The 19,124-nt window shown below is 43.8% G+C and carries 20 protein-coding genes; 9 read left to right on the top strand and 11 right to left on the bottom strand.

All coding sequences use genetic code 11. The annotated features are described in order from the left end of the window. Positions 1-94: 94 nt before the first annotated feature. The 4 genes from ACQKFO_RS10630 to ACQKFO_RS10615 are packed head-to-tail and all read right to left on the bottom strand — an operon-like array spanning position 95 to position 5,078. Positions 95-1,015 carry a DMT family transporter gene (locus ACQKFO_RS10630; RefSeq protein ID WP_427598595.1) on the bottom strand — a complete coding sequence of 307 codons (921 nt, stop codon included), beginning with the start codon at positions 1,013-1,015 and terminating at the stop codon, positions 95-97. Next, positions 1,012-2,247 carry an amidohydrolase gene (locus tag ACQKFO_RS10625; RefSeq protein ID WP_427598594.1) on the bottom strand — a complete coding sequence of 412 codons (1,236 nt, stop codon included), beginning with the start codon at positions 2,245-2,247 and terminating at the stop codon, positions 1,012-1,014. Before ACQKFO_RS10625 ends, ACQKFO_RS10630 begins: the two co-directional genes overlap by 4 nt. 18 nt (positions 2,248-2,265) lie before the next feature. Next, on the bottom strand, positions 2,266-3,507 hold the full coding sequence (locus ACQKFO_RS10620; protein ID WP_427598593.1) for an amidohydrolase family protein: 1,242 nt from the start codon (positions 3,505-3,507) through the stop codon (positions 2,266-2,268). Positions 3,508-3,557: 50 nt separating this feature from the next. Further along, positions 3,558-5,078, bottom strand: coding sequence for a glutathione ABC transporter substrate-binding protein (locus tag ACQKFO_RS10615; protein ID WP_427598897.1), 1,521 nt, complete (start codon positions 5,076-5,078; stop codon positions 3,558-3,560). A gap of 239 nt (positions 5,079-5,317) precedes the next feature. Here ACQKFO_RS10615 and ACQKFO_RS10610 point away from each other — a divergent pair, with 239 nt between their 5' ends. The 8 genes from ACQKFO_RS10610 to ACQKFO_RS10575 all read left to right on the top strand — a co-directional run bounded on the left by ACQKFO_RS10610 (position 5,318) and on the right by ACQKFO_RS10575 (position 12,876). After that, the gene (locus ACQKFO_RS10610; protein ID WP_427598592.1) at positions 5,318-6,223 is read left to right on the top strand and encodes an ABC transporter permease; all 906 of its coding nucleotides are present in this window, start codon (positions 5,318-5,320) and stop codon (positions 6,221-6,223) included. 16 nt (positions 6,224-6,239) lie between these two features. After that, complete coding sequence (locus ACQKFO_RS10605) at positions 6,240-7,160, top strand: ABC transporter permease (protein WP_113970311.1); 921 nt, start codon at positions 6,240-6,242, stop codon at positions 7,158-7,160. Between the two features lie 11 nt (positions 7,161-7,171). Further along, a complete protein-coding gene (locus tag ACQKFO_RS10600; protein ID WP_427598591.1) occupies positions 7,172-8,167 on the top strand; it encodes an ABC transporter ATP-binding protein in 996 nt (331 codons plus the stop codon). Beyond that, positions 8,164-9,144, top strand: a complete 981-nt coding sequence (locus ACQKFO_RS10595) for an ABC transporter ATP-binding protein (protein ID WP_427598590.1) — start codon at positions 8,164-8,166, stop codon at positions 9,142-9,144. The genes ACQKFO_RS10600 and ACQKFO_RS10595 overlap by 4 nt, the downstream gene beginning before the upstream one ends. 69 nt (positions 9,145-9,213) lie before the next feature. Beyond that, a complete protein-coding gene (locus ACQKFO_RS10590; RefSeq protein WP_427598589.1) occupies positions 9,214-9,978 on the top strand; it encodes a sensor histidine kinase in 765 nt (254 codons plus the stop codon). A 16-nt stretch (positions 9,979-9,994) separates the two neighbouring features. After that, positions 9,995-10,684: a response regulator transcription factor gene (locus ACQKFO_RS10585; RefSeq protein ID WP_427598588.1), complete on the top strand. Its 690-nt coding sequence runs from the start codon at positions 9,995-9,997 to the stop codon at positions 10,682-10,684. A gap of 4 nt (positions 10,685-10,688) precedes the next feature. After that, on the top strand, positions 10,689-11,990 hold the full coding sequence (locus ACQKFO_RS10580) for a hypothetical protein (protein ID WP_427598587.1): 1,302 nt from the start codon (positions 10,689-10,691) through the stop codon (positions 11,988-11,990). A 172-nt stretch (positions 11,991-12,162) separates the two neighbouring features. Beyond that, on the top strand, positions 12,163-12,876 hold the full coding sequence (locus ACQKFO_RS10575; protein ID WP_427598586.1) for a diphthine--ammonia ligase: 714 nt from the start codon (positions 12,163-12,165) through the stop codon (positions 12,874-12,876). Between the two features lie 84 nt (positions 12,877-12,960). Here the strand turns inward: ACQKFO_RS10575 and ACQKFO_RS10570 are convergent, their stop codons facing one another. After that, the gene (locus tag ACQKFO_RS10570; protein ID WP_427598585.1) at positions 12,961-13,809 is read right to left on the bottom strand and encodes an STAS domain-containing protein; all 849 of its coding nucleotides are present in this window, start codon (positions 13,807-13,809) and stop codon (positions 12,961-12,963) included. Between the two features lie 350 nt (positions 13,810-14,159). On the opposite strand from ACQKFO_RS10570, the gene ACQKFO_RS10565 reads away from it, so the two are divergent. Continuing rightward, entirely contained in the window at positions 14,160-15,737 is a 1,578-nt protein-coding gene (locus ACQKFO_RS10565) for a glutathione ABC transporter substrate-binding protein (protein ID WP_427598584.1), read from the top strand. 70 nt (positions 15,738-15,807) lie between these two features. Here the strand turns inward: ACQKFO_RS10565 and ACQKFO_RS10560 are convergent, their stop codons facing one another. The 6 genes from ACQKFO_RS10560 to ACQKFO_RS10535 form a co-directional block, all read right to left on the bottom strand. Beyond that, a complete protein-coding gene (locus ACQKFO_RS10560; protein ID WP_427598583.1) occupies positions 15,808-15,930 on the bottom strand; it encodes a hypothetical protein in 123 nt (40 codons plus the stop codon). A gap of 121 nt (positions 15,931-16,051) precedes the next feature. After that, positions 16,052-16,432, bottom strand: coding sequence for a nuclear transport factor 2 family protein (locus ACQKFO_RS10555; RefSeq protein ID WP_427598582.1), 381 nt, complete (start codon positions 16,430-16,432; stop codon positions 16,052-16,054). Positions 16,433-16,554: 122 nt separating this feature from the next. Continuing rightward, the gene (locus ACQKFO_RS10550; RefSeq protein WP_427598581.1) at positions 16,555-16,995 is read right to left on the bottom strand and encodes a Dps family protein; all 441 of its coding nucleotides are present in this window, start codon (positions 16,993-16,995) and stop codon (positions 16,555-16,557) included. A gap of 190 nt (positions 16,996-17,185) precedes the next feature. After that, the gene (locus tag ACQKFO_RS10545; RefSeq protein WP_427598580.1) at positions 17,186-17,575 is read right to left on the bottom strand and encodes a VOC family protein; all 390 of its coding nucleotides are present in this window, start codon (positions 17,573-17,575) and stop codon (positions 17,186-17,188) included. 40 nt (positions 17,576-17,615) lie between these two features. Next, complete coding sequence (locus ACQKFO_RS10540; RefSeq protein ID WP_427598579.1) at positions 17,616-18,323, bottom strand: M48 family metallopeptidase; 708 nt, start codon at positions 18,321-18,323, stop codon at positions 17,616-17,618. Between the two features lie 3 nt (positions 18,324-18,326). Next, positions 18,327-18,830 carry a DUF1456 family protein gene (locus ACQKFO_RS10535; protein WP_427598578.1) on the bottom strand — a complete coding sequence of 168 codons (504 nt, stop codon included), beginning with the start codon at positions 18,828-18,830 and terminating at the stop codon, positions 18,327-18,329. Between the last annotated feature and the right edge of the window lie 294 nt (positions 18,831-19,124).

Genomic DNA, 19,124 nt, shown 5'->3' with positions numbered 1-19,124 from the left:
CATTTCCTGGCGTAGATTCCTGCTTTTAAAGGTTTAACTGAATGATTCGTGACGGCAAAGATAAATTGACACCAAATCACCCCTGTTATCATGATCAAAAAGGAGGCTCTTCTCTCATGTTAAACAACTGGATTCTCCTATTAGAATGCAGAGCCATCGTCACACTTAATAAGATTATCATAGCCCCTACCAATTGCATTCCGCTTACCGATTCCTTCAACACAATATATCCGGCAACCATTGCCACAAAGGGTTCTATATTCAAGAGCAGGGATGTGTTCGTAGAGCCGACTTCTGATATGCAATGGTTCCAAATAAGCGGGCATATCCCATGCATGATGATTGCTGTAAAGAAAAGCAGCATCCAAATGCTGAAGGGTACGGATCTCAGAAAAGTAACGTCGGAGAATGGCATAAACACGGTCATCAAGATCAACCCCACCATCGTCGAATAAAAGGTCAATAGAATTGAAGAAAGCTGCTTAGCATATCGTTCCACAAGGACCATGAACACGGAAAATGTAAGCATTGTGAGAAAGATATATCCTTCCCCCATACCGATCACGAGGGCCCCTTTCTTCATAATGACCATGAGCACGCCGAAGAAGCTGAGCAGGCTCCACATCCAGAAAAACGGGCTTTTGCGTTCCTTAAATACAGCAGAATTGATAAGGGATGTACAAATGGGTGCCGTAGCCAGGATCAAGGCAGCCGTTACGGGGGATGCCGTGGTCAAGCTGGCGTAGAAACTCCAGTGATTTAAGGTCACGCCAATGAAACCGATAAAGAGCAATGGAACGATCATGGATTTCAATGAACGAAATTGTCTAATTGGTTTGAAGAACACTATTAGCAGGAACAGAGTAATAAAAATAAGCCGTAAAAAAGCGATTTCCATCGGCTTGAAATATTGCACTAATATCGCACCGAAAATAAAATTACTTCCCCAGCAGACCACACAAAAAAGGAGGCCCATGTAGAGATACACGGGCTTTCCATTTATCTTTTCTTTCATTTCACCAGCTCATGAGTACTCCAGAGAGACCCATATACCACTTTCCCTTTGTTCATCACGGCAAGTCGTTTCGGTCTTCGGGCAACAACTTCAGCTGATGAAGCGGCGTCAACAAATATAAAGCTTGCATCATCTTCCACTTTCGGCCACTTGTATTCACCCTTTTTCGTCAATGCCGTCGTGCCTCCAGTAATCCATTTCAGACTGTCCCGTAAGGATGCTTCATCGCTTCTTCTTGTCACCTGTCCGTATTTATACACTTTCTCTAACACGTCCCCGTGACCCAGTGGACTCCAGGAGTCATAGAATCCATCACACCCAAGATGGACCTTCACACCATGATCATCCAGGAGTTGGATTGGCGGAATGGACTTTGTCAAAGGAATGGTGGACATGATCTCCACCCCGCTTTCCCTCAATCTCTCTGCCAGTTCCATTTGCTTCACTTCCGGTACCTCTCCGATACAGAAGGCATGGCTGATGGCTGTGCGGTTTTGCCAGTTCGTCTCTTCCACCATATCGATCCACTTATCAATCGTGTACGTTCCTACATGCCCGCTATCGTGTAGGTGGATGTCTACATCCGCATTGAATTCCGTTGCGATATTCATGGTTTCATAGAGTGACTTTTCAATCGAGCGATCGATTCCTGCAGGATCGAGGCCCCCTACCATGGTGGCTCCATTCCGCATCGCTTCTCTCATCAATGTCGGCACGGAATCTCTTAGTAATCCATGCTGCGGGAAGGCAATGATATCTGCGGTGACTGCATGTTTATATTCGTCCAATGCCTCGATTACACCTTCAAGGTTCTTCAATCCAATGTATGGATCAATGTTTACGTGAGTGCGGATATGCGTTGAACCATTTGAAAGGATTTCCTCGATCATCCGTTTTGCTCTTTGTTTGGTCGTTGGTGCGAGTTCTGTCAGCTCCTCTGCTTCAAACTGCAGTCTTTCTTTCAGATTTTTAACGGGCTTCGTCGCTTTCCATCCAAGGGATAGATACGTTTTATCCAAATGGTTATGCATTTCTTTAAAGGTGGGAATGGCCAGGTGACCTTTCACATCATAGACTACATCAGCATTCTCGTGTATGGATTGTGTATGAGGCAGCTGTTGGACGATTTTCCCTTCCTTGATCCCGAGATGAAATTGCTCTGTTTTCGTTTCGGTCATTCCTTCATTTTCAATGTTCCCTACTTCAAGCTTTACATTTTTCAGCCAGATCATCGAACCGTCTCCCTTCTATTATTTATTGATCAGTACAGATTCAGATTGAGGCAGCGTCACCTTTTCCCCGTTCTTATAAACAGAATCGATTTTGGCTCTCCTTGCCACTGCTTCAGCTGAACAGCTCGCTTCCACCAGGAGGAAGTCTGCTGCGTGCCCCACTTGAGGCCACACCTGTTTTCCTGCGTCATCCAATGGCGTGATCCCACCCGAAGCATATTTCCATGTACGGTTGATGGAATACTCATCGATCAGTCGGAATCGTTCAGCAAGGATATTCAGCTTCTCGATCGTATCCCCGGTTCCAAAAGGTGACCAGTGATCGGTTAAGCTGTCATGACCGACGGATACCTGTAAACCGTATTGATCCAGAGTCGGAACCGGAATGGTTGGACGGTTAATCGGAATCGTGGTGGTAATATCAATCTCTTGATCTTTCAGAATGGACATCATGTCTGTAAGAGATTGCCCCTTAAGATCTCCAAGTGCAATGGCATGACTGATTGTGACACGTCCCTTCAAGTTCGCCTCCTTAGTAAAATCTGCAAGACGTTCAAAGGTGAAAGCCCCAAGTGTGTCCGGGTCATGAAGGTGAATGTCGACACCTGCATTATGCTCAGTGGCAATGTCAAACGTCGTATAGAGCGATTGATCGATTTGGCGGTCCACTGTCGCCGGATCGACTCCGCCAACAAGGGTGGCACCATTTTTCATGGCTTCCCGCATCAGTTCCACTGAATGGCTGCGCAGGAGTCCATGCTGAGGAAACGCCACAATGTCATATGTGAGTTGATGTTTATATTTCTCTAATGCTTTAACGGTGACTTCAAGGTGCTTTAAACCGGAAGTAGGTTCGATGTTGCAATGCGTCCGGATGTGAGTGTGGCCATTTTGAAGCAGCAGCTCAATCATTTTTTCAGCTCTCTCCTGGGCGTAAGGCAATTGCTTAGGCAGCAGCTCCTGCTCTTCTTCTATTCTCGTGAAAATACCTTTTGTGATCGGACGGCACGCCTTCCATGGACCACTGTAATAGGTTTTATCGATATGGATGTGCATTTCACGTAAGGAAGGCAGGATCAGCTTCCCTTTTGCATCCAGCACGGCCACTCCTTCAATCTCTGAATCGTCTTTCGTGATGGCCGTAATCTTTCCCCCTTCTATTTTGACATGGGCATATTCCGTTAGGGTTCCTGTCACGACTTCATTCTCTTTCTCAAATCCCGTTTCCATTCTCACATTTTTCATCCATACTGTTTTCATCAAATCATCCTCCACTTTTTATTTACAGGGATTTCAGATGGTGCCATCCCCTATTCGATCGTTGCGTCATTCACCATTAGGTAGTTGGCGGCACTCAACCAGAAATCCTTCACTTCATTGTTGTACACCGCTAAATGCTCGTAGTTTCGAATTGGAATGTATACCGCTTCTTCCATTTCAATGGTCATCGCTTCTTCATATAATGTCTTTCTGACTTCAGGGTCCACTTCTTTTCTTGCCTGTTCGATGAGATCATCGACTTTTTCATTTGTGTAATAAAAATGGTTCCCTGGTGAACCATGAGAAGCAGAGTGGAACAAGTTGTACTGGTTGTAGTCTCCATCTCCTGTTGCATTCCCCCAACCGCCGATGAACATATCTTGTTCTCCTTTGTCTACGGCTTCAATATACGCACCATATTCAAGCACTTGAATATTCACTTTAATCCCGATTCCCTTCAATTGGGACTGAATGACTTCTGCCATATTGATCCGTTCTTTACGGTCACTTGTTATCAGTGTAAGCTCCAGACCTTTTTCGAATCCTGCTTCTTTCAAAAGCTCCTTGGCAGAATTCGGGTCATACTCATATGGTTTCACGTTTTCACTATGACCGAATACTTGCGGACTCATGGCAGCATTCGCTAACGTACCCACTCCGTTATAGACACCTTTTATGATGGCTTCTCTTTCAATGGCCATGGAAATGGCCTGTCTTACCTTTACATTATCGAAGGGCTCTTTTTGTGTATTGAATCCGACATATTCCACGGCTAACCCTTCTGTTCGGTACAGATTCAATGTGTCGGAGCTTTCGATGCGCTCGATTTCAGTCACAGGCACTTGATCACTGATATGAGCTTCACCCGTTTCAATCATCGCTAATCGGGTAGCGTCCTCTGGTACAACCTGAAACTCGATTCCATCAATATTCGGCTGTTCTCCCCAATACTCTTCATTTTTTTCAAGGGTGATGGACTGACCTGATTTCCAGGATTTGAAGGCAAATGGTCCGGTTCCGATCGGGTGTTTAGCAAGACTTTCAGGATTGTCTTTCACGGCTTTCGGGCTCATGATGCTTCCTTCGTTACTTGCAAGGATCGATAAGAGAGGTGCATAAGGAGCATCCAGCTTGAACTGCACTTTATATTCATCCAATACGTTGATTTCTTTGATCATCCCGAGTTTATCCTTTTGAGGAGACCCAGTGTTGGGATCCAGTAAGCGGTCGAACGTTACTTTGACTGCCTCTGCGTTAAATTCAGAACCGTCGTGGAACATGATTCCTTCATTTAATGTGAATTCCCACGTCGTATCGTCCGGCTGCTCCCAGCTTTTCGCCAGTGACGGAACAATGTTCATTTCTTTATCAAACGTCACAAGGCTCTCGTACACCTTTTGATAAAGTACATTGGCGGACGGAATATCTGTGATGAAGTGGGGGTCCAAATTGGTTGCATCGGATAATCGGACGACCTTCAGTATCCCGCCTTCTGATTCACCGCCTTGTTTGCTTGCGGTTTCACTTTCTACATTACTTGTTGAACACGCCTGGGTGATGAGCATGACCATCACGATCAATAATCCTGCGATCCCCCTGAAATACTTCTTCTTTTCTTTCAATTCCTCCACTCTCCCTTTTCCGTATTGATGGTGCCTATCTGCATTATAAAAAAGAAAACAGTGAATGATTTTCAATATCTTTACCAACTTTTTAATTATTTTGACAATTCAAACTTATCATCTTCCCTTTCCACCCCTCTTCCTCTATCTTTGAATTACACAAATCATTTCAATGAGGAGGAAAAGTCATGTCGACAGAACTTAAAGTTCAAGAAATTCAATCACCCATACTCGATTCAAAACCGAGCGTTTTTGAAAAAAGGATCAAACCCTTCTGGGACACCTTTTCGAAAAACAAGGCAGCAGTGGTTGGTGGAGGAATCATTCTCTTCTATATTCTCATTGCCACATTGGCTCCTTTACTTGCTATTTATGATCCTTATGACATTCAACTGGACAATAAACTCCAGCCCCCGAGCACAGAACATTGGATGGGAACAGATGATAAAGGACGGGATATCCTTGCAAGGATCCTTTATGGCTCCCGCCTTTCAATGGGGGTCGGTTTTGCCGCAGTCGGCTTCGGTGCTTTCTTTGGCATCATCATGGGGTTGATTTCAGGGTTTTACGGTGGATGGATCGATACCTTCATCAGCAGAATCCTGGATGTCATGCTTGCTTTCCCTGGGATCCTATTGGCTCTTGCGATCATCTCTGCCCTGGGACCAAGCCTTGTGAATGTCATGATTGCCGTCGGGGTGTTCTCCATCCCTTTATTTGCAAGGGTTGTTCGGGGATCGACGCTCGAAACGAAGAAGCTTGAATATATCGATGCCATCCGGTCACTTGGAGCCAATGATTTCATCATCATCTTCAGGCATATCCTGCCGAACATTTTATCTCCCATCATCATTCAAGGATCCTTGCGGCTTGCCACCGCCATCCTTTCAGCAGCGGGATTGTCTTTCCTTGGTTTGGGCGCACAGCCTCCTTCACCTGAATGGGGTACGATGTTGTCCAGTGGAAGGGACTTTTTATTCACGGCTCCCTATATCGCCCTCTTCCCGGGGTTGGCGATATCCATTCTCGTACTCGGCTTTAACCTGTTCGGGGACGGGCTTCGGGACGCGCTTGATCCGAGACTGAAATCATAATAAGGAGGAATATGAAATGATATTGTACATTTTCAGAAGATTAATAGAAATCATCCCCGTCATATTCGGTGTGACCCTGGTCGTCTTTCTCATCATGCAGATGGTTCCCGGAGACCCGGCTATCATACTTGCAGGGGAAGGGGCATCGAAAGAAGCGATCAACCAACTACGGACAGAGCTCGGCTTGAACCGGCCTTTGTATGTTCAATATGGAGAATACATCATGAATGTCTTCCAGGGTGACCTTGGACAATCTTTGAAGAGTCAACAGCCTGTCATCCAGGAAATCATGACCCGCTTACCGATCACGATTGAACTTGCCTTTTACAGTATTCTCATTACGATTGTCCTTGGAATGACCGCTGGGATCATATCGGCAGTCAGACCATACTCTGCTACGGACATTTCTGTGATGATCGTCGCTTTACTAGGGATTTCCCTACCAAGCTTCTTTCTTGGTCTTCTATCCATCTATTTATTCTCTGTAAAACTTCAGCTTTTACCTGTTGCAGGATGGGACAGCATGCTGCACATCATTTTACCGGCCTTTACGCTCGGGGTCGGAGGAGCTGCCATCGTAGCCAGAATGACCCGATCCAGCATGCTTGAAGTCGTGAGGCAGGACTATATCCGTACTGCTCAGGCAAAGGGTTTGAAAAGCTTTGCCATTATCTATAAGCATGCCCTGCGCAATGCATTGATTCCCGTCATCACCGTAGTCGGCCTTCAGTTTGGGGCACTGCTCGGAGGGACGGTATTAATTGAATCCGTCTTTGCCATCAATGGTCTCGGCCGGATGATCGTTGACTCGATCCGTACACGTGACCTACCGATGGTTCAAGGCGGAGTACTGGTTGCATCCCTGGTCTTTGTGATCGTCAATCTATTCGTAGACGTTTTATACCGATTCTTTAACAAACGAATTGAACTTAACTAGGAGTGGTTGTAATGAGTAAAAATGTGGTATTGGAAGTAAAAAACTTAAAAACCCATTTCACTTCGAAAAAAGGAGTGACGAAAGCCGTTGATGGAATCGATTTTGTCCTTCACGAAGGCGGGACGCTCGGAATCGTCGGAGAATCGGGCTGTGGAAAAAGCATGACCTCCCTTTCAATTCTTCGCCTTGTCCCCTCCCCTCCCGGAAAAATAGTGGACGGGACCATTGAATTGAAAGGAAAGGACATCCTTAAAATGTCCGAATCCGAGCTTAGAAAAGTGCGCGGGAACCAAATTTCTATGATCTTTCAAGAACCAATGACGTCGTTGAATCCCGTCATACCGGTAGGGGAGCAGATTGCAGAAGCTGTTCGCATCCACCAAAAGCTCGGGAAAAAGGAAGCATGGAAGAAAGCGGTGGAAATGCTCGAATTAGTAGGCATCCCTTCTCCTGAGCAAAGGGCGAAACAGGAGCCTTTCCAGCTGAGCGGCGGAATGAGGCAACGTGTCATGATTGCGATGGCCCTTGCCTGCAATCCAGAAGTCCTGATTGCGGATGAGCCGACTACGGCACTGGATGTGACGATCCAGGCACAAATCCTTGAGCTGATGAAGGACCTTCAGAAAAAGCTGAATATGGGAATCATCTTCATCACACACGATTTAGGAGTGGTAGCCGAGCTATGTGACAAAGTAGCGGTTATGTATGCCGGACAGGTGGTGGAATATAGTTCGACTGAACAATTATTCTCCAATCCGAAGCATCCATACACAAATGGTCTGCTGTCTTCATTACCGAAATTGCATGAAGACCAGGCAGAGCTGGAAACGATGCCGGGAAGCGTCCCTTCCCCTTATGACATGCCAAAAGGCTGCCGTTTTTCTCCCCGTTGCTCATTGGCGACCGCACGATGTCACAAGGAAGAGCCACAGCTCAATTCCTCGAAGGATGGCAGTCAAATTAGATGTTTTCTATATAATGCCGAGAAAGAGGTGCAGATGACATGACCGCTGGAATGACGGAGAAAAAACCTATCTTAGAAGTGAAGGGCCTGAAACAGTACTTCCCTATCAAAAGGGAGTCGTTGTTCCAGCCGAAACAAGTGGTGAAAGCCGTAGACGATATCACCTTCACGCTGTATGAAGGGGAAACCCTCAGTATCGTAGGTGAGTCCGGCTGCGGTAAATCGACAACCGGCCGTGCGATCTTACAGCTGGATAAGCCGACGGAAGGCAGCATCCAATACAAAGGAATCGAATTGAACAGTCTATCCAAAAAGGGATTAAGAAATATGAGGGGCGATATCCAGGTCATTTTCCAGGATCCGTTTGCCTCCTTGAATCCGAGACAAACCGTCAGAAAGATCCTGAAGGAAGCCATGACCATACAAAAAGTACTGCCCCCTTCCAAGCATGAAACTCGTATGAAGGAATTATTGGACTATGTGGGCCTTCCGATTACATCACTCGACCGTCTCCCCCACGAATTCAGCGGCGGTCAGCGACAAAGGATCGGAATCGCACGGGCATTGGCGGTCAATCCGAAAGTGATCATCTGTGATGAAGCATTATCGGCACTGGATGTATCCATTCAGGCACAAATCTTGAACCTGTTAAAGAAACTTCAGAAGGAATTGAAATTGACGTACCTCTTTATTTCCCATGATTTAAGTGTTGTACGTCATATATCAGATCGGGTGATTGTGATGTATCTGGGGAAGGTTGTCGAGATCGGGACAAAGCATGAGCTGTTTGACAACCCTACTCACCCTTATACCAAAGCATTGCTTTCAGCCATCCCCGTACCTGATTTTTCTAAGAAAAGAGAAAGAATCCTTTTAAAAGGGGATGTCCCTTCCCCATTGAATCCGCCGTCCGGATGTAAGTTTCACACCCGCTGCCCTCTGGCAACGGATTTGTGTAAAGCCGAACTGCCTCCTATGACCGGTCATGGGGAGCATTTCACAAGGTGCCATTATGTCTAAACATATTTTCAGAATCTTAGTTTTCTTATAAAATAGAAAGTATGACTCACTACTTTAGGAGTTCTTCACATGATTACACAAGAATCCTTTTCATTTTATATCATGCTGTCCGTATTAGCCCCAATCATTGGGGCTTTTAGCTTATTATTTCTCTTTCTGTTTGAAAAACGATTCGATCAACTGGAGAAAGAAAAGAACGAACTGCTTCTGAAACAGGAACTCCAGGAAGCTAAATACAACCAACTGAACCAACAGATCCAGCCCCACTTCTTTTTCAATACACTTAATGTCATCCTGAGCCTGGCACGTCTGAATCGCAAGGAAGAACTGATTTCTGCCATCGAGGTACTTTCCAAATACTTCAAGTTCAAATACAAACAGACTGACCCATTGATCACCTTGGAGGAGGAGATCCAATACACCCGATATTATCTCGACATTCAAAGGTTGAGGTTCAGAGATCGGCTCGATGTAGTGTGGAGCGTGGGAGAGAGCTGCAAATCTTCCCTAGTCCCGCCTTACCTCCTGCAGACCCTTGTTGAAAATGCCTTTAAGCACGGCCTTGAAAAGCATCCCGGGCAGGGCAAGCTGATAATCATCCTGAATGAGCAAAGAAACAAAGTTTACTTAGAAGTGTGGAACAGCTCGTCAACTGCTTTGGACGGCCATGACACTCAAAAGGAAGACCGTGGAATTGGATTACACAATATCCAGAAGCGATTGCAGATGCTCTTTCCGAAGGAAGAAATCCTCATTCAGCTGAATGAAGAAGCCAGAGGAACGAGTGTGCAGATCTTCTGGCCCCATATGACCAGAGAAGACACCATTACTTGATGAAGGAGGAATCGTCATGCATATTTTGCTCGTTGATGATGAGCCCCTGGAACTGGAGCAGCTCAACTACATGATTCACGAAAAATATCCTTACTGGACGATCCATACAGCCGCGGATGCGTCACAGGCGTTAAAGATCCTGACGGAACATCCGATTCGTCTTACGCTCCTAGACATTCAACTGCCTGGTAAATCAGGGATCGAACTCGGAATTGAAATGAAGAAATATGACCATATCGACATCATTATGGTCACGGCGTACCAATCATTCGATTATGCACAGGCCTCCCTGCGGCTCGGAGCGAAGGATTATCTGACAAAACCGATTATTGAAGAAGAATTATTCCAAGTTCTCGATCACTATAAATACGCATCCGTCCAATCCCATATCGTGCAGGAAGCGTTGACGATCATCCATGAACAATACAGCGAGAAGCTCTCCCTTTCTTCATTGGCGAGCCAGATCCATATCAACGGTACGTACCTGAGCAGAAAATTCCATGAAGAAATGGGGATCAGCTTCTCTGAATACTTGAATGATTTCAGAGTCCAGGCCGCACAGCGATTACTGCGGCAGGATACCGAAAAGTCCATCTCTTCTATTTCTGAAGCGTGCGGGTTCAGCAGCCAGCACTATTTCAGTTCATTATTCAAGAAGCAAACAGGATACACGCCAAGGGAATATCGGATAAGAGAGAAGGTATGAAGCAATGAAGGCACGAACGTATCGTGAGTATATACAAGGAACCATCACGTTTGGTGTGGCGTATGGAGTCGTTTCGCTCCTGGCGAGATGGGTGACCGGCAATACGATTTTGTCTTCTCCTGAAACACTAGTGAAATATGGACTGCTTGGTGGAATCGGCTACGCCGTGATGGGTGCCACCGCTCTCTTTCTATTCGGGTGGATCACCCCTTATATCAGGGAACGATTCCCACACTCCATGACTCTGGGTGATGTATTGAAAGAAAGGCTCCATGGCAGGTCATACTGGTTCGTCATGTGGGTATTGCTCCTGACAAGCCTGGACTCCCTGCTCATACAAGCACTGGGGGCAGGTGTGTTATTTCATTTTCTATTAAAAACACCGATCTATGTTGGGTTACTCGTATTCTTTTTGTACTGCTTTCTTTTGTCCATAGGAGGCATGAAGCAAATCCATCGCTTTGAAGGGATTCATATTTCGTTTATTTTCGCAGCCATCATCCTGATTCCCGTTTATTTTTTTATCCAAAAAGGTATTTTTCCCGTTTACGATGGATTGCTGCTATATCATCCCTACTTATTATTTCTGAAACATAATGAAATCACCTTGTTCATTCTTACCGCATTACTGATCGGATTCGGACAAGTATTGATCGACCGGTCGAGCTGGCAGCGGATCTATATCATTGAGAAATCCAAGGTCCGAACATCCTTTATGATGGCCGGGATCATATGGGCGACCATTCCCCTTGCCTTCACCGCGATTGTATTGATTGCGGTATATGGGCAGGGGTTTGAAAACATTTACTCCATATTGAGTCAGCTGGTGGAGAAAATCGACTCATTGTTCCTGCTTCTATTATTTATCGGCTGCTGCTTCAGTGCCATTGCGTCAACCGTGGGGGCCGAGCTCCACGCCACATCGATCATGGTCATCCGGAATATGTTGAATCACAAGTTCGATTGGAATGAAGACCAGCAATTGAAAAAGACCTATTTGGTCTCCGGTGTGCTTTCCCTTTCACTGTTTCTCATCAGCTCGATCCTTTCACCGAGCCTGATGGAGCTCATCTTCTTTTTTGCCCAGGTGTATGCATCCATCATCCCGACCATGCTGGTGGTCATCTTTTATAAAAGAATGATCCCGATGCTCCTTCCTTATTGCTCATTGCTAGGTTTAGGGACAGGGTTGCTGTCTCTACTAAGCTATAATTCAATTCAATCGACCTGGATCAGCTTTTTCGTGTCGAGTGGGTTAGTGGTGATATCGCTGGTAGTTAATGAGATTCGGATTCATAGAACATGAAATCAAACCAGTAATGATTTTAGTAAAGGAGTCGTCAAATAGGTGACTCTTTGTCTTTATGGACTAAGGCACCCACTTATCACCGGCTGGTATAATGTTATCTATAAGCCCCATCGTGATAGAATGAAACCAGTTAGAAAAATATAAAAACCATTAAGGAGGAAAGAAAAGAATGACAGAATTAAAGGATTGGAAACATGGTGCTCGCGGGCATTCATTCATCACTTCGTTTAGCGGAGGGAAAGATAGTGTCTTAGCTCTATACAAAGCATCGAAGGATGGAGATGCAATCGGCCTGATCGTGATGCTGGAGGAAGAAGGAAAACGTTCCAGATCTCACGGGATGCCTCCAGAGCTTATCCGTGCACAAGCAGAATCGATCGGCTTGCCCGTATTCACAGCAGCCGCCAGTTGGACAGATTATGAAGGTGCCTTCATGACCCTTTTAGAAAAAGCAAAGGAACAAGGGGCAGAAGTGTTAGTAACGGGAGACCTGGATATGCCTGAACACGGCTGCTGGCATGAAAAAGTGGCGAAGAACGCTGGCTTAAAGCTTGGGATGCCTTTATGGGAAATGAACCACCGTGAAGCTGTCGAAGAGTTCATCAATCTGGGATTTGTATCCATCGTTGTAACGGTTAATTTATCCCTGGGCATGCGCCCTGAAGATTTAGGACGAACGTTAACCCATGAATACATAAAGGAACTCGAAGCCCGAGGGATCGATCCATGCGGAGAAGGTGGAGAGTTCCATACCACAGTAGTGGATGGACCAATTTTCAAACAACCTGTTCCCGTATTAAGACGTGAGATTTTGAAAGACGGGGATTATGCTTTTTTGCCACTGGATCTGGATATAATGTCGGATAGTCGCGTTAGAAAGTAACCCTGCATGATGATTGAACAATGAAAAAGCTGGAGATCAGATGGTTGGTCTACAGCTTTTTCCCCTATAAATAAAATTATTAAATTAAAATTGCACTCCTGATTCCAACACCAGATGTTCTTTAAGTGTTTGCTGTAATGTACCTTTTGTCTCTACTTGACTGTCGAATGACACTCCTGTATCAACTATTTTTCTGACAAGCTCTACCCGCAGCCCTGTAAGGATTGCCTTGCATCCCATCATATTAATTCCATTTAAGATCTTCTCAAATTGAAAAATGACATCCAATTCCATTTCCGCTGCACCCGATAAATCTATAATCAGGGTTTGAATTTTCATAGAACTGATTCCCATCAACACTTTCTCTTCAAGTGTATGGATACGATAGGTATCTATCATTCCAATTAAAGGCAGTACCGCAATAGAGCTGTCTATCGGGATGATAGGTACCGATAGATTCTCCACCAGCTTTTTCTGTGACAACAGCTGTTCATCTTTGTAGTCAGAATAACTGATAAAGAAATTATTCAGGAACTGATCAACACTGTCATTGATTCTTTTTTCCAAATCAAAGAATTTCTTTCGCGGAGATTCATCACCCTCATTCTGATTATCATATTGATAAAGGAAATGCCATAGAGTTCTTCTAATGGCATGTACCCATTCCAGTTTGAATGCAAGCGTGAGAGAATGTTGCGCCCATGCAATACCCTCTACTTTTGCAAATTTAACCAGCTCTTCTTCTCTGTTTTCAACGATATAGTGAGCTAACATTTCTGCATTCTTTAATAGATCGATGTTTCCTTTTTCTAGAATATCATTGATTTTGCTCCCAACATTTACAGCTTCAGATAAGAGCATTTGCTGGAATTTCTCTCTGTTAGCCGTAAGAAAATCCGTTGCCTCTTCCTTATTATGGAATAATCCATTCATAATAACCCACTCCTATTTATCCTGATATATTCCCTATTCGTTGCTATGAATAAAAATCCTTTTAAAACAAGTATTTCAAATATTTATTTAATATTTCACACCTAATCGTCAAGTTTGTTCGGAAGAAAATTATTTAATCAATTTACCCATTCACTTTTAGTCACCTATCGACACCTGTAAGAAAAGTGGGCCGGATACTTGGGACTATATTTGATTTGCTATGAACCTTAGAAAAAACTCACCCTGTCTCATAAAAAGGTCAACAAAACAAAAAAAGCAGTAAAGATATCTTAATTTTATATGTCTGAAAATTCTTATAATTAAATAAATACGGAGGGGAGGATGAATAGATGAAGACGAAGGTAAATAGTTTCAGGAGCAGGGTTGTCATGATAGCAATAATGGTACTGATGGTAGTGATTAGTGGTTGCTCCACCAATATGGGGGCAAATTCGGGTGACCAGGCTGACGGACAGGCTTCCAAGAAAGAAGATAAGTTGGTCATTGCCCGTCTATCCGATGTGGAGAATCTTGATCATCATTTTATGTCCACCATCAATGCGGCAAGCGTCACACACGGTAAAATTTACGAGGGGCTTTTCGGCAGAGACAAAAATGCCAAAATCAAGCCATTACTTGCAAAGGAATGGGAGCAGTTGGATGAAACAACGTGGGAATTCAAGCTAAGAGATGATGTCTCGTTTCATGATGGGACACCATTTAATGCCGAGGCTGTGAAGAAAACATTCGATCGATTAACAGACCCAAAAGTGGCTTCGCCTCGTGCGGTTGTATTCAAAATGGTCAAGGAAGTAAAAGTAGTCGATGATCATACCGTTCAATTTCTATTATCAGAGCCTTTTTCACCCTTATTATCTATCCTGGCGAGTCATGAAGGCGGAATCATCAGTCCCAAGACCATTGAAAAATACGGGAAAGACATTATCCAAGAACCGGTCGGCACAGGTCCGTTTGTGTTCAAGTCCTGGGAAACAGGAAAAGAGATCGTGTTTCATAGAAACGACAAGCATTGGGGAGATCAACCAACTATAAGCGAAGTCGTATTCAAAGTCGTACCTGAAGAAACCACTAGAATTTCCATGCTTGAAACGGGTGAAGCCCATATTGCAGAACCTCTATCTGTCACGATGATGGATTCTGTTAAGGCATCGAATAACGTGGAAGTATACCGAAGTGAAGGCTTTGGTACTGAATATGTAGGGTTTAACGTACAGAAGGAGCCCTTCAATGATGTCCGTGTCCGCAAAGCCATTTCCCATGCGGTTGAAATGGATTCCATCATGAAAGGTGTATTTAACAATATAGGAAAGAAAGCAAACTCCTTATTAGGATCTAAAGTGTTTGGCTATCATCCGGATATGAAATCATATGAATATAATTTAAACGAAGCCAAGAGGTTACTGGCCGAGGCTGGGTACCCTGATGGATTCAAAACTACATTGCTTACAATGGACAGTAAAGAAAGAATCAGTTTGGCTGAAGTCATGCAATTCCAGCTCAAAGGAATTGGAATCGACTTAGAAATAAAGATTCAGGAGTATGGATCCTTTGTAGAGCAAGCCACAAGTGGAAATTCGGAAATGTTCATCATCAGTTGGAGAAATGCCACAGGCGATGCGGATTATAATCAATACAATCTCTTCCATAGTAATTCCCATGGACCTGCCGGAAATACATTTTTCTATAGTAACGATGAGGTAGATCAATTGATCGAACAGGCACGTTCTGAAATGGATCAAGAGAAACGATTGGAGATTTATGCGAAATCTCAGGAGCTTGAAATGGAAGACGCGGTCTACATCCCGGTTCGGGTGATTGAAAACATGGCCGCGATTCGAAACAATGTAAAAGATTTTTCGATCAGTCCTGCCGGTTATTTGGAAATCAATGATATTAGCATTCAATAATGTTTTTACCGAAATGATTCAGTAAGACCAAAAATGAGAAGTTGTGTAACTTCTCATTTTTTATTACTATTTACTTATTCTTTCTTTCCTGCGCCTTAATGGCCACCTTTTCAAGTCCATTTTGTGCAAATTCCACATCTGACTTCGGCATTGCTTTATTATTCTTAAGGTCATTATTCTTTTGTTTCGACATTCTTTCACCACCCTTTTTGTTGTATTTATATAGTGTACAAGGGTGGCAGCAAATATGAAGCCTCTCGAAGTTTTTCCTGGTCTACCATTAAAAAGACTCCTTAGGAATCGACTTAAAAAAATTAAAAAACCCCATTCTCATTAGGCGAATCCTCCGGGATGGCTTGCCCGACATCCCACAACTCAACGATCCACTCATCCTCGAAACGGAAGATATGAACGACAGCCCCTCCCAGGTCCTCTGGATTCTGTCTCACATATGAATGAACCGCAACCGTGTCACCCTCCTGGATAACACGCTTGACTTCGAGTATCTTGTCAGGGTTCCCGGCTGCATTCTCTTCCATGGCAGACATAAGCGAATCTGCATCCCCGGGAAAATACGGATTGTGGTGGCGAAAGTCAGCTCCAACGTGACGCTCGTATGCTTCCCGAATGTTTCCTGATGCCACAAGTTCCAGAAATGAGACTGCTCTTTCTTTAATCGTGAGTGAATCATTCATTTTCATCATCCTTTCATTTCAACCGTGATACTTTCATTTTATAGGAAAAGGAGCGAATGGGCGAATGAATATCGGTGATGTAAAAAAAAGCATTGGCCAATACAGGTCAATGCTTTCGTGTCTTATCGTGTATTAAAGGCATTCAACATCCAAATATGCTGTTCCAGGGATGTTTTAATCCCGATAAATAAATCAGCTGTAGGCTGATCTTGAGAATCCTCTGCGGCTTCAATGATTTTCTTGGAATCCTTTACGATTTGTTCAAAATCGTTCACTAAGGCGTCGACCATTTCAGTGGACGATTCTTTTCCATTGGATTCTTCAATGGTAGCCGTTTCAAGGTATTCTCTTAATGTAGCGATCGGCTTCCCTTTAATCGTCAGAATTCTTTCTGCCACTTCATCAATATAATTTCCTGCTTCATTGTAGTACTCTTCAAATTTCTCATGCAGTGTGAAGAATTCCGGACCCGTTACATACCAATGATAATTGTGCAGTTTTGTATAAAGGACGTTCCAGTTTGCAAGTTGTTTGTTGAGTGCCACGACTAATTGTTGATTCATGTATGTTCTCTCCTTTTGTCTTTGTTATAATTGTATTATATCCTTATTTATAATTATTATCAATTAATAAGAATTATTGTAAACAGATTACTTCATTATTTTTTCCACGGAATATGATAAAATACGTTTTACTCAAAAATAAAACCAACAGGAGCGTGACTCTTTCATGAATCCATCACTCCTGTTGGTTTTATAGATTTTTTTGTTCAACATTAAGTTCAATCAGATTACCATCTGGATCGGCGCAGAAAATTTGTGCGAATCCGCTTTTTGAGTTAGGTTTTTCAAGGATTTCAACCTCGTTCTTTTTTAACCATGTTAAAGTATCATGGTAGTTTTCCACTCTGAGGGCAAAATGACCTTCCCTGCTGGATAGGCGTTTATCCTGACGAATGGTCTGGGACGAAGGATCGACGATCAAGTGGAGCTGCTGGCCCTCAATTTCATACCAGGCACCTGGAAAACCAAAGTCAGGACGTGTGATTTCGTTTAAACATAATGTTTTCCCATAGAAATTTTTCGCTTTTTCCAGATCAGTCACCGTAAGACTTACGTGATGGAGACACGAATATTTAATCAAGATCCTCACTTCTTTCTTTTTTTGTATAGAACTGGCCCATTTACACCGTCATCTTCCAACTGGACAACGCCAGCCACCGCTCTTTCTCTTTATAATCCGGCACGATCTTCCCGACAAGCCGCCAGAAGGATCGGTCGTGATTGAGGTGGACCATGTGGCACATTTCATGGACGACTACGTAGTCGATGACATCCTGAGGGGCCATGGCAAGTTTCCAGTTGAACGTCAGCTGTCTTCTCCCATCACAGGTTCCCCAGGTCGTTTGACTGTCTGTGATGCGGATGGAACGGGGCTTGGTTTTAAAGTGACGTTGATGGACCGCAATGCTTTTCTCTACCATCGCTTTGCACTGCTTGTAGTAAAAACGTTTTAACGCCTGTTGGATCCGTTCATCTTCAAGCTCTTTTACTTGGATGTGAAGCGTCTTGCCGTCAAATGTGACATGATCCTGTGTAATCGATGAATCGTGATGAACCTGTATAGGAAATGAGTTCCCAAGAAACAAAAAGGGTTCCCCATGTTGATAGGTCTTCTCCTGTGGTCCATTCAGACGATCCTTCATCTCCTTCAATTTCTCCAGGATCACATCCCATTTATCCTCCAGCAGCCGGATCACCGATTCATCCATGGTCCCTTTAGGTGCATGCACTTCAATGTTTCCGAAGCTGTCCAAGTAGATGCCGATGGATGTCCGGTTCTTATATTTAATCTCAAACTGTATGGTCTCACCAGAATAAGTATGGATCATTTTTTATCCCCTGTATCGGATGGCCAGCCCTTTTAAGAAATTCCGTGCATACCGGTCACCGCACACTCTGTAATTGTTATTGCCTTCTCTTCGCATAATCGCTCCCAATTCGCCTTTTGTAATGGCCACTCCAGCCAGATCCAAGATTTCGATCATATCCTCACTTGTTAATGAGAGGGCGATCTTTACCTTTTTTAAGAGAAGATTATTCACATGTTCATACGTCAATTCCGGTCGTTCCGTCTGTCCCGGTTTGGGCCCTCTTTTAAACGTAATGAAGCCGTTCAAGAATGACTCGAACATTTCATCATCACATGGGATATGGTCTTCATCCTCAAGGATATCGTCCTCGAAATCATCACTGTACTGTGTTTTTGTTAGAACCTTCAGCACTTCTTCCTTTGAGAGCTCAATTCCTCCGAGCTCAAAGATCTCAACCATTTCTGTATTTTTAAGATCCAGTGCGTATCGTAATCGAATTAATAGATCGTTATTATTTAGGTTCATGTGTCGACCTCCTGAAATTTTTCCTATCACTAAAACCTTAGCTTACCACTATAAGGACATGTTTTATAGTATGACCTCAATGAAAAAGTAGCTTACCTGATGAACAGATATGCTTCTTCTATACTTGCGAGTCTTCACCGGATTAGTGAACCGATTCAGCCACCCTCTGGCCCTTAACAAATTCGGCAAATATAAGTTAAGCTTTGATGAGCGCGGTAGGGTATTATCTTTCATAATAAAGAAGAAATATATAATGGTAGTATGAGCGTTTTACATGTTTTATAATGGAACCAG

The sequence above is a fragment of the Rossellomorea sp. NPDC071047 genome (genome assembly GCF_050270195.1).
GTDB lineage: Bacteria > Bacillota > Bacilli > Bacillales > Bacillaceae_B > Rossellomorea.
The sequence above is the reverse complement of the archived record's forward strand: the minus strand, read 5'-3'. Positions and strand labels throughout refer to the sequence as shown.

Bases quoted from the DNA above. Each gene is read 5' to 3' on its own strand.
- ACQKFO_RS10600 (WP_427598591.1), top strand. From the start codon at position 7,172: ATGAGTAAAAATGTGGTATTGGAAGTAAAAAACTTAAAAACCCATTTC.
- ACQKFO_RS10630 (WP_427598595.1), bottom strand. From the start codon at position 1,015: ATGAAAGAAAAGATAAATGGAAAGCCCGTGTATCTCTACATGGGCCTC.
- ACQKFO_RS10620 (WP_427598593.1), bottom strand. From the start codon at position 3,507: ATGAAAACAGTATGGATGAAAAATGTGAGAATGGAAACGGGATTTGAG.
- ACQKFO_RS10535 (WP_427598578.1), bottom strand. From the start codon at position 18,830: ATGAACCTAAATAATAACGATCTATTAATTCGATTACGATACGCACTG.
- ACQKFO_RS10565 (WP_427598584.1), top strand. From the start codon at position 14,160: ATGAAGACGAAGGTAAATAGTTTCAGGAGCAGGGTTGTCATGATAGCA.
- ACQKFO_RS10625 (WP_427598594.1), bottom strand. From the start codon at position 2,247: ATGATCTGGCTGAAAAATGTAAAGCTTGAAGTAGGGAACATTGAAAAT.
- ACQKFO_RS10560 (WP_427598583.1), bottom strand. From the start codon at position 15,930: ATGTCGAAACAAAAGAATAATGACCTTAAGAATAATAAAGCAATGCCG.
- ACQKFO_RS10540 (WP_427598579.1), bottom strand. From the start codon at position 18,323: ATGATCCATACTTATTCTGGTGAGACCATACAGTTTGAGATTAAATAT.
- ACQKFO_RS10605 (WP_113970311.1), top strand. From the start codon at position 6,240: ATGATATTGTACATTTTCAGAAGATTAATAGAAATCATCCCCGTCATA.
- ACQKFO_RS10615 (WP_427598897.1), bottom strand. From the start codon at position 5,078: ATGGTCATGCTCATCACCCAGGCGTGTTCAACAAGTAATGTAGAAAGT.
- ACQKFO_RS10590 (WP_427598589.1), top strand. From the start codon at position 9,214: ATGATTACACAAGAATCCTTTTCATTTTATATCATGCTGTCCGTATTA.
- ACQKFO_RS10610 (WP_427598592.1), top strand. From the start codon at position 5,318: ATGTCGACAGAACTTAAAGTTCAAGAAATTCAATCACCCATACTCGAT.
- ACQKFO_RS10585 (WP_427598588.1), top strand. From the start codon at position 9,995: ATGCATATTTTGCTCGTTGATGATGAGCCCCTGGAACTGGAGCAGCTC.
- ACQKFO_RS10555 (WP_427598582.1), bottom strand. From the start codon at position 16,432: ATGAATGATTCACTCACGATTAAAGAAAGAGCAGTCTCATTTCTGGAA.
- ACQKFO_RS10550 (WP_427598581.1), bottom strand. From the start codon at position 16,995: ATGAATCAACAATTAGTCGTGGCACTCAACAAACAACTTGCAAACTGG.
- ACQKFO_RS10575 (WP_427598586.1), top strand. From the start codon at position 12,163: ATGACAGAATTAAAGGATTGGAAACATGGTGCTCGCGGGCATTCATTC.
- ACQKFO_RS10580 (WP_427598587.1), top strand. From the start codon at position 10,689: ATGAAGGCACGAACGTATCGTGAGTATATACAAGGAACCATCACGTTT.
- ACQKFO_RS10570 (WP_427598585.1), bottom strand. From the start codon at position 13,809: ATGAATGGATTATTCCATAATAAGGAAGAGGCAACGGATTTTCTTACG.
- ACQKFO_RS10595 (WP_427598590.1), top strand. From the start codon at position 8,164: ATGACCGCTGGAATGACGGAGAAAAAACCTATCTTAGAAGTGAAGGGC.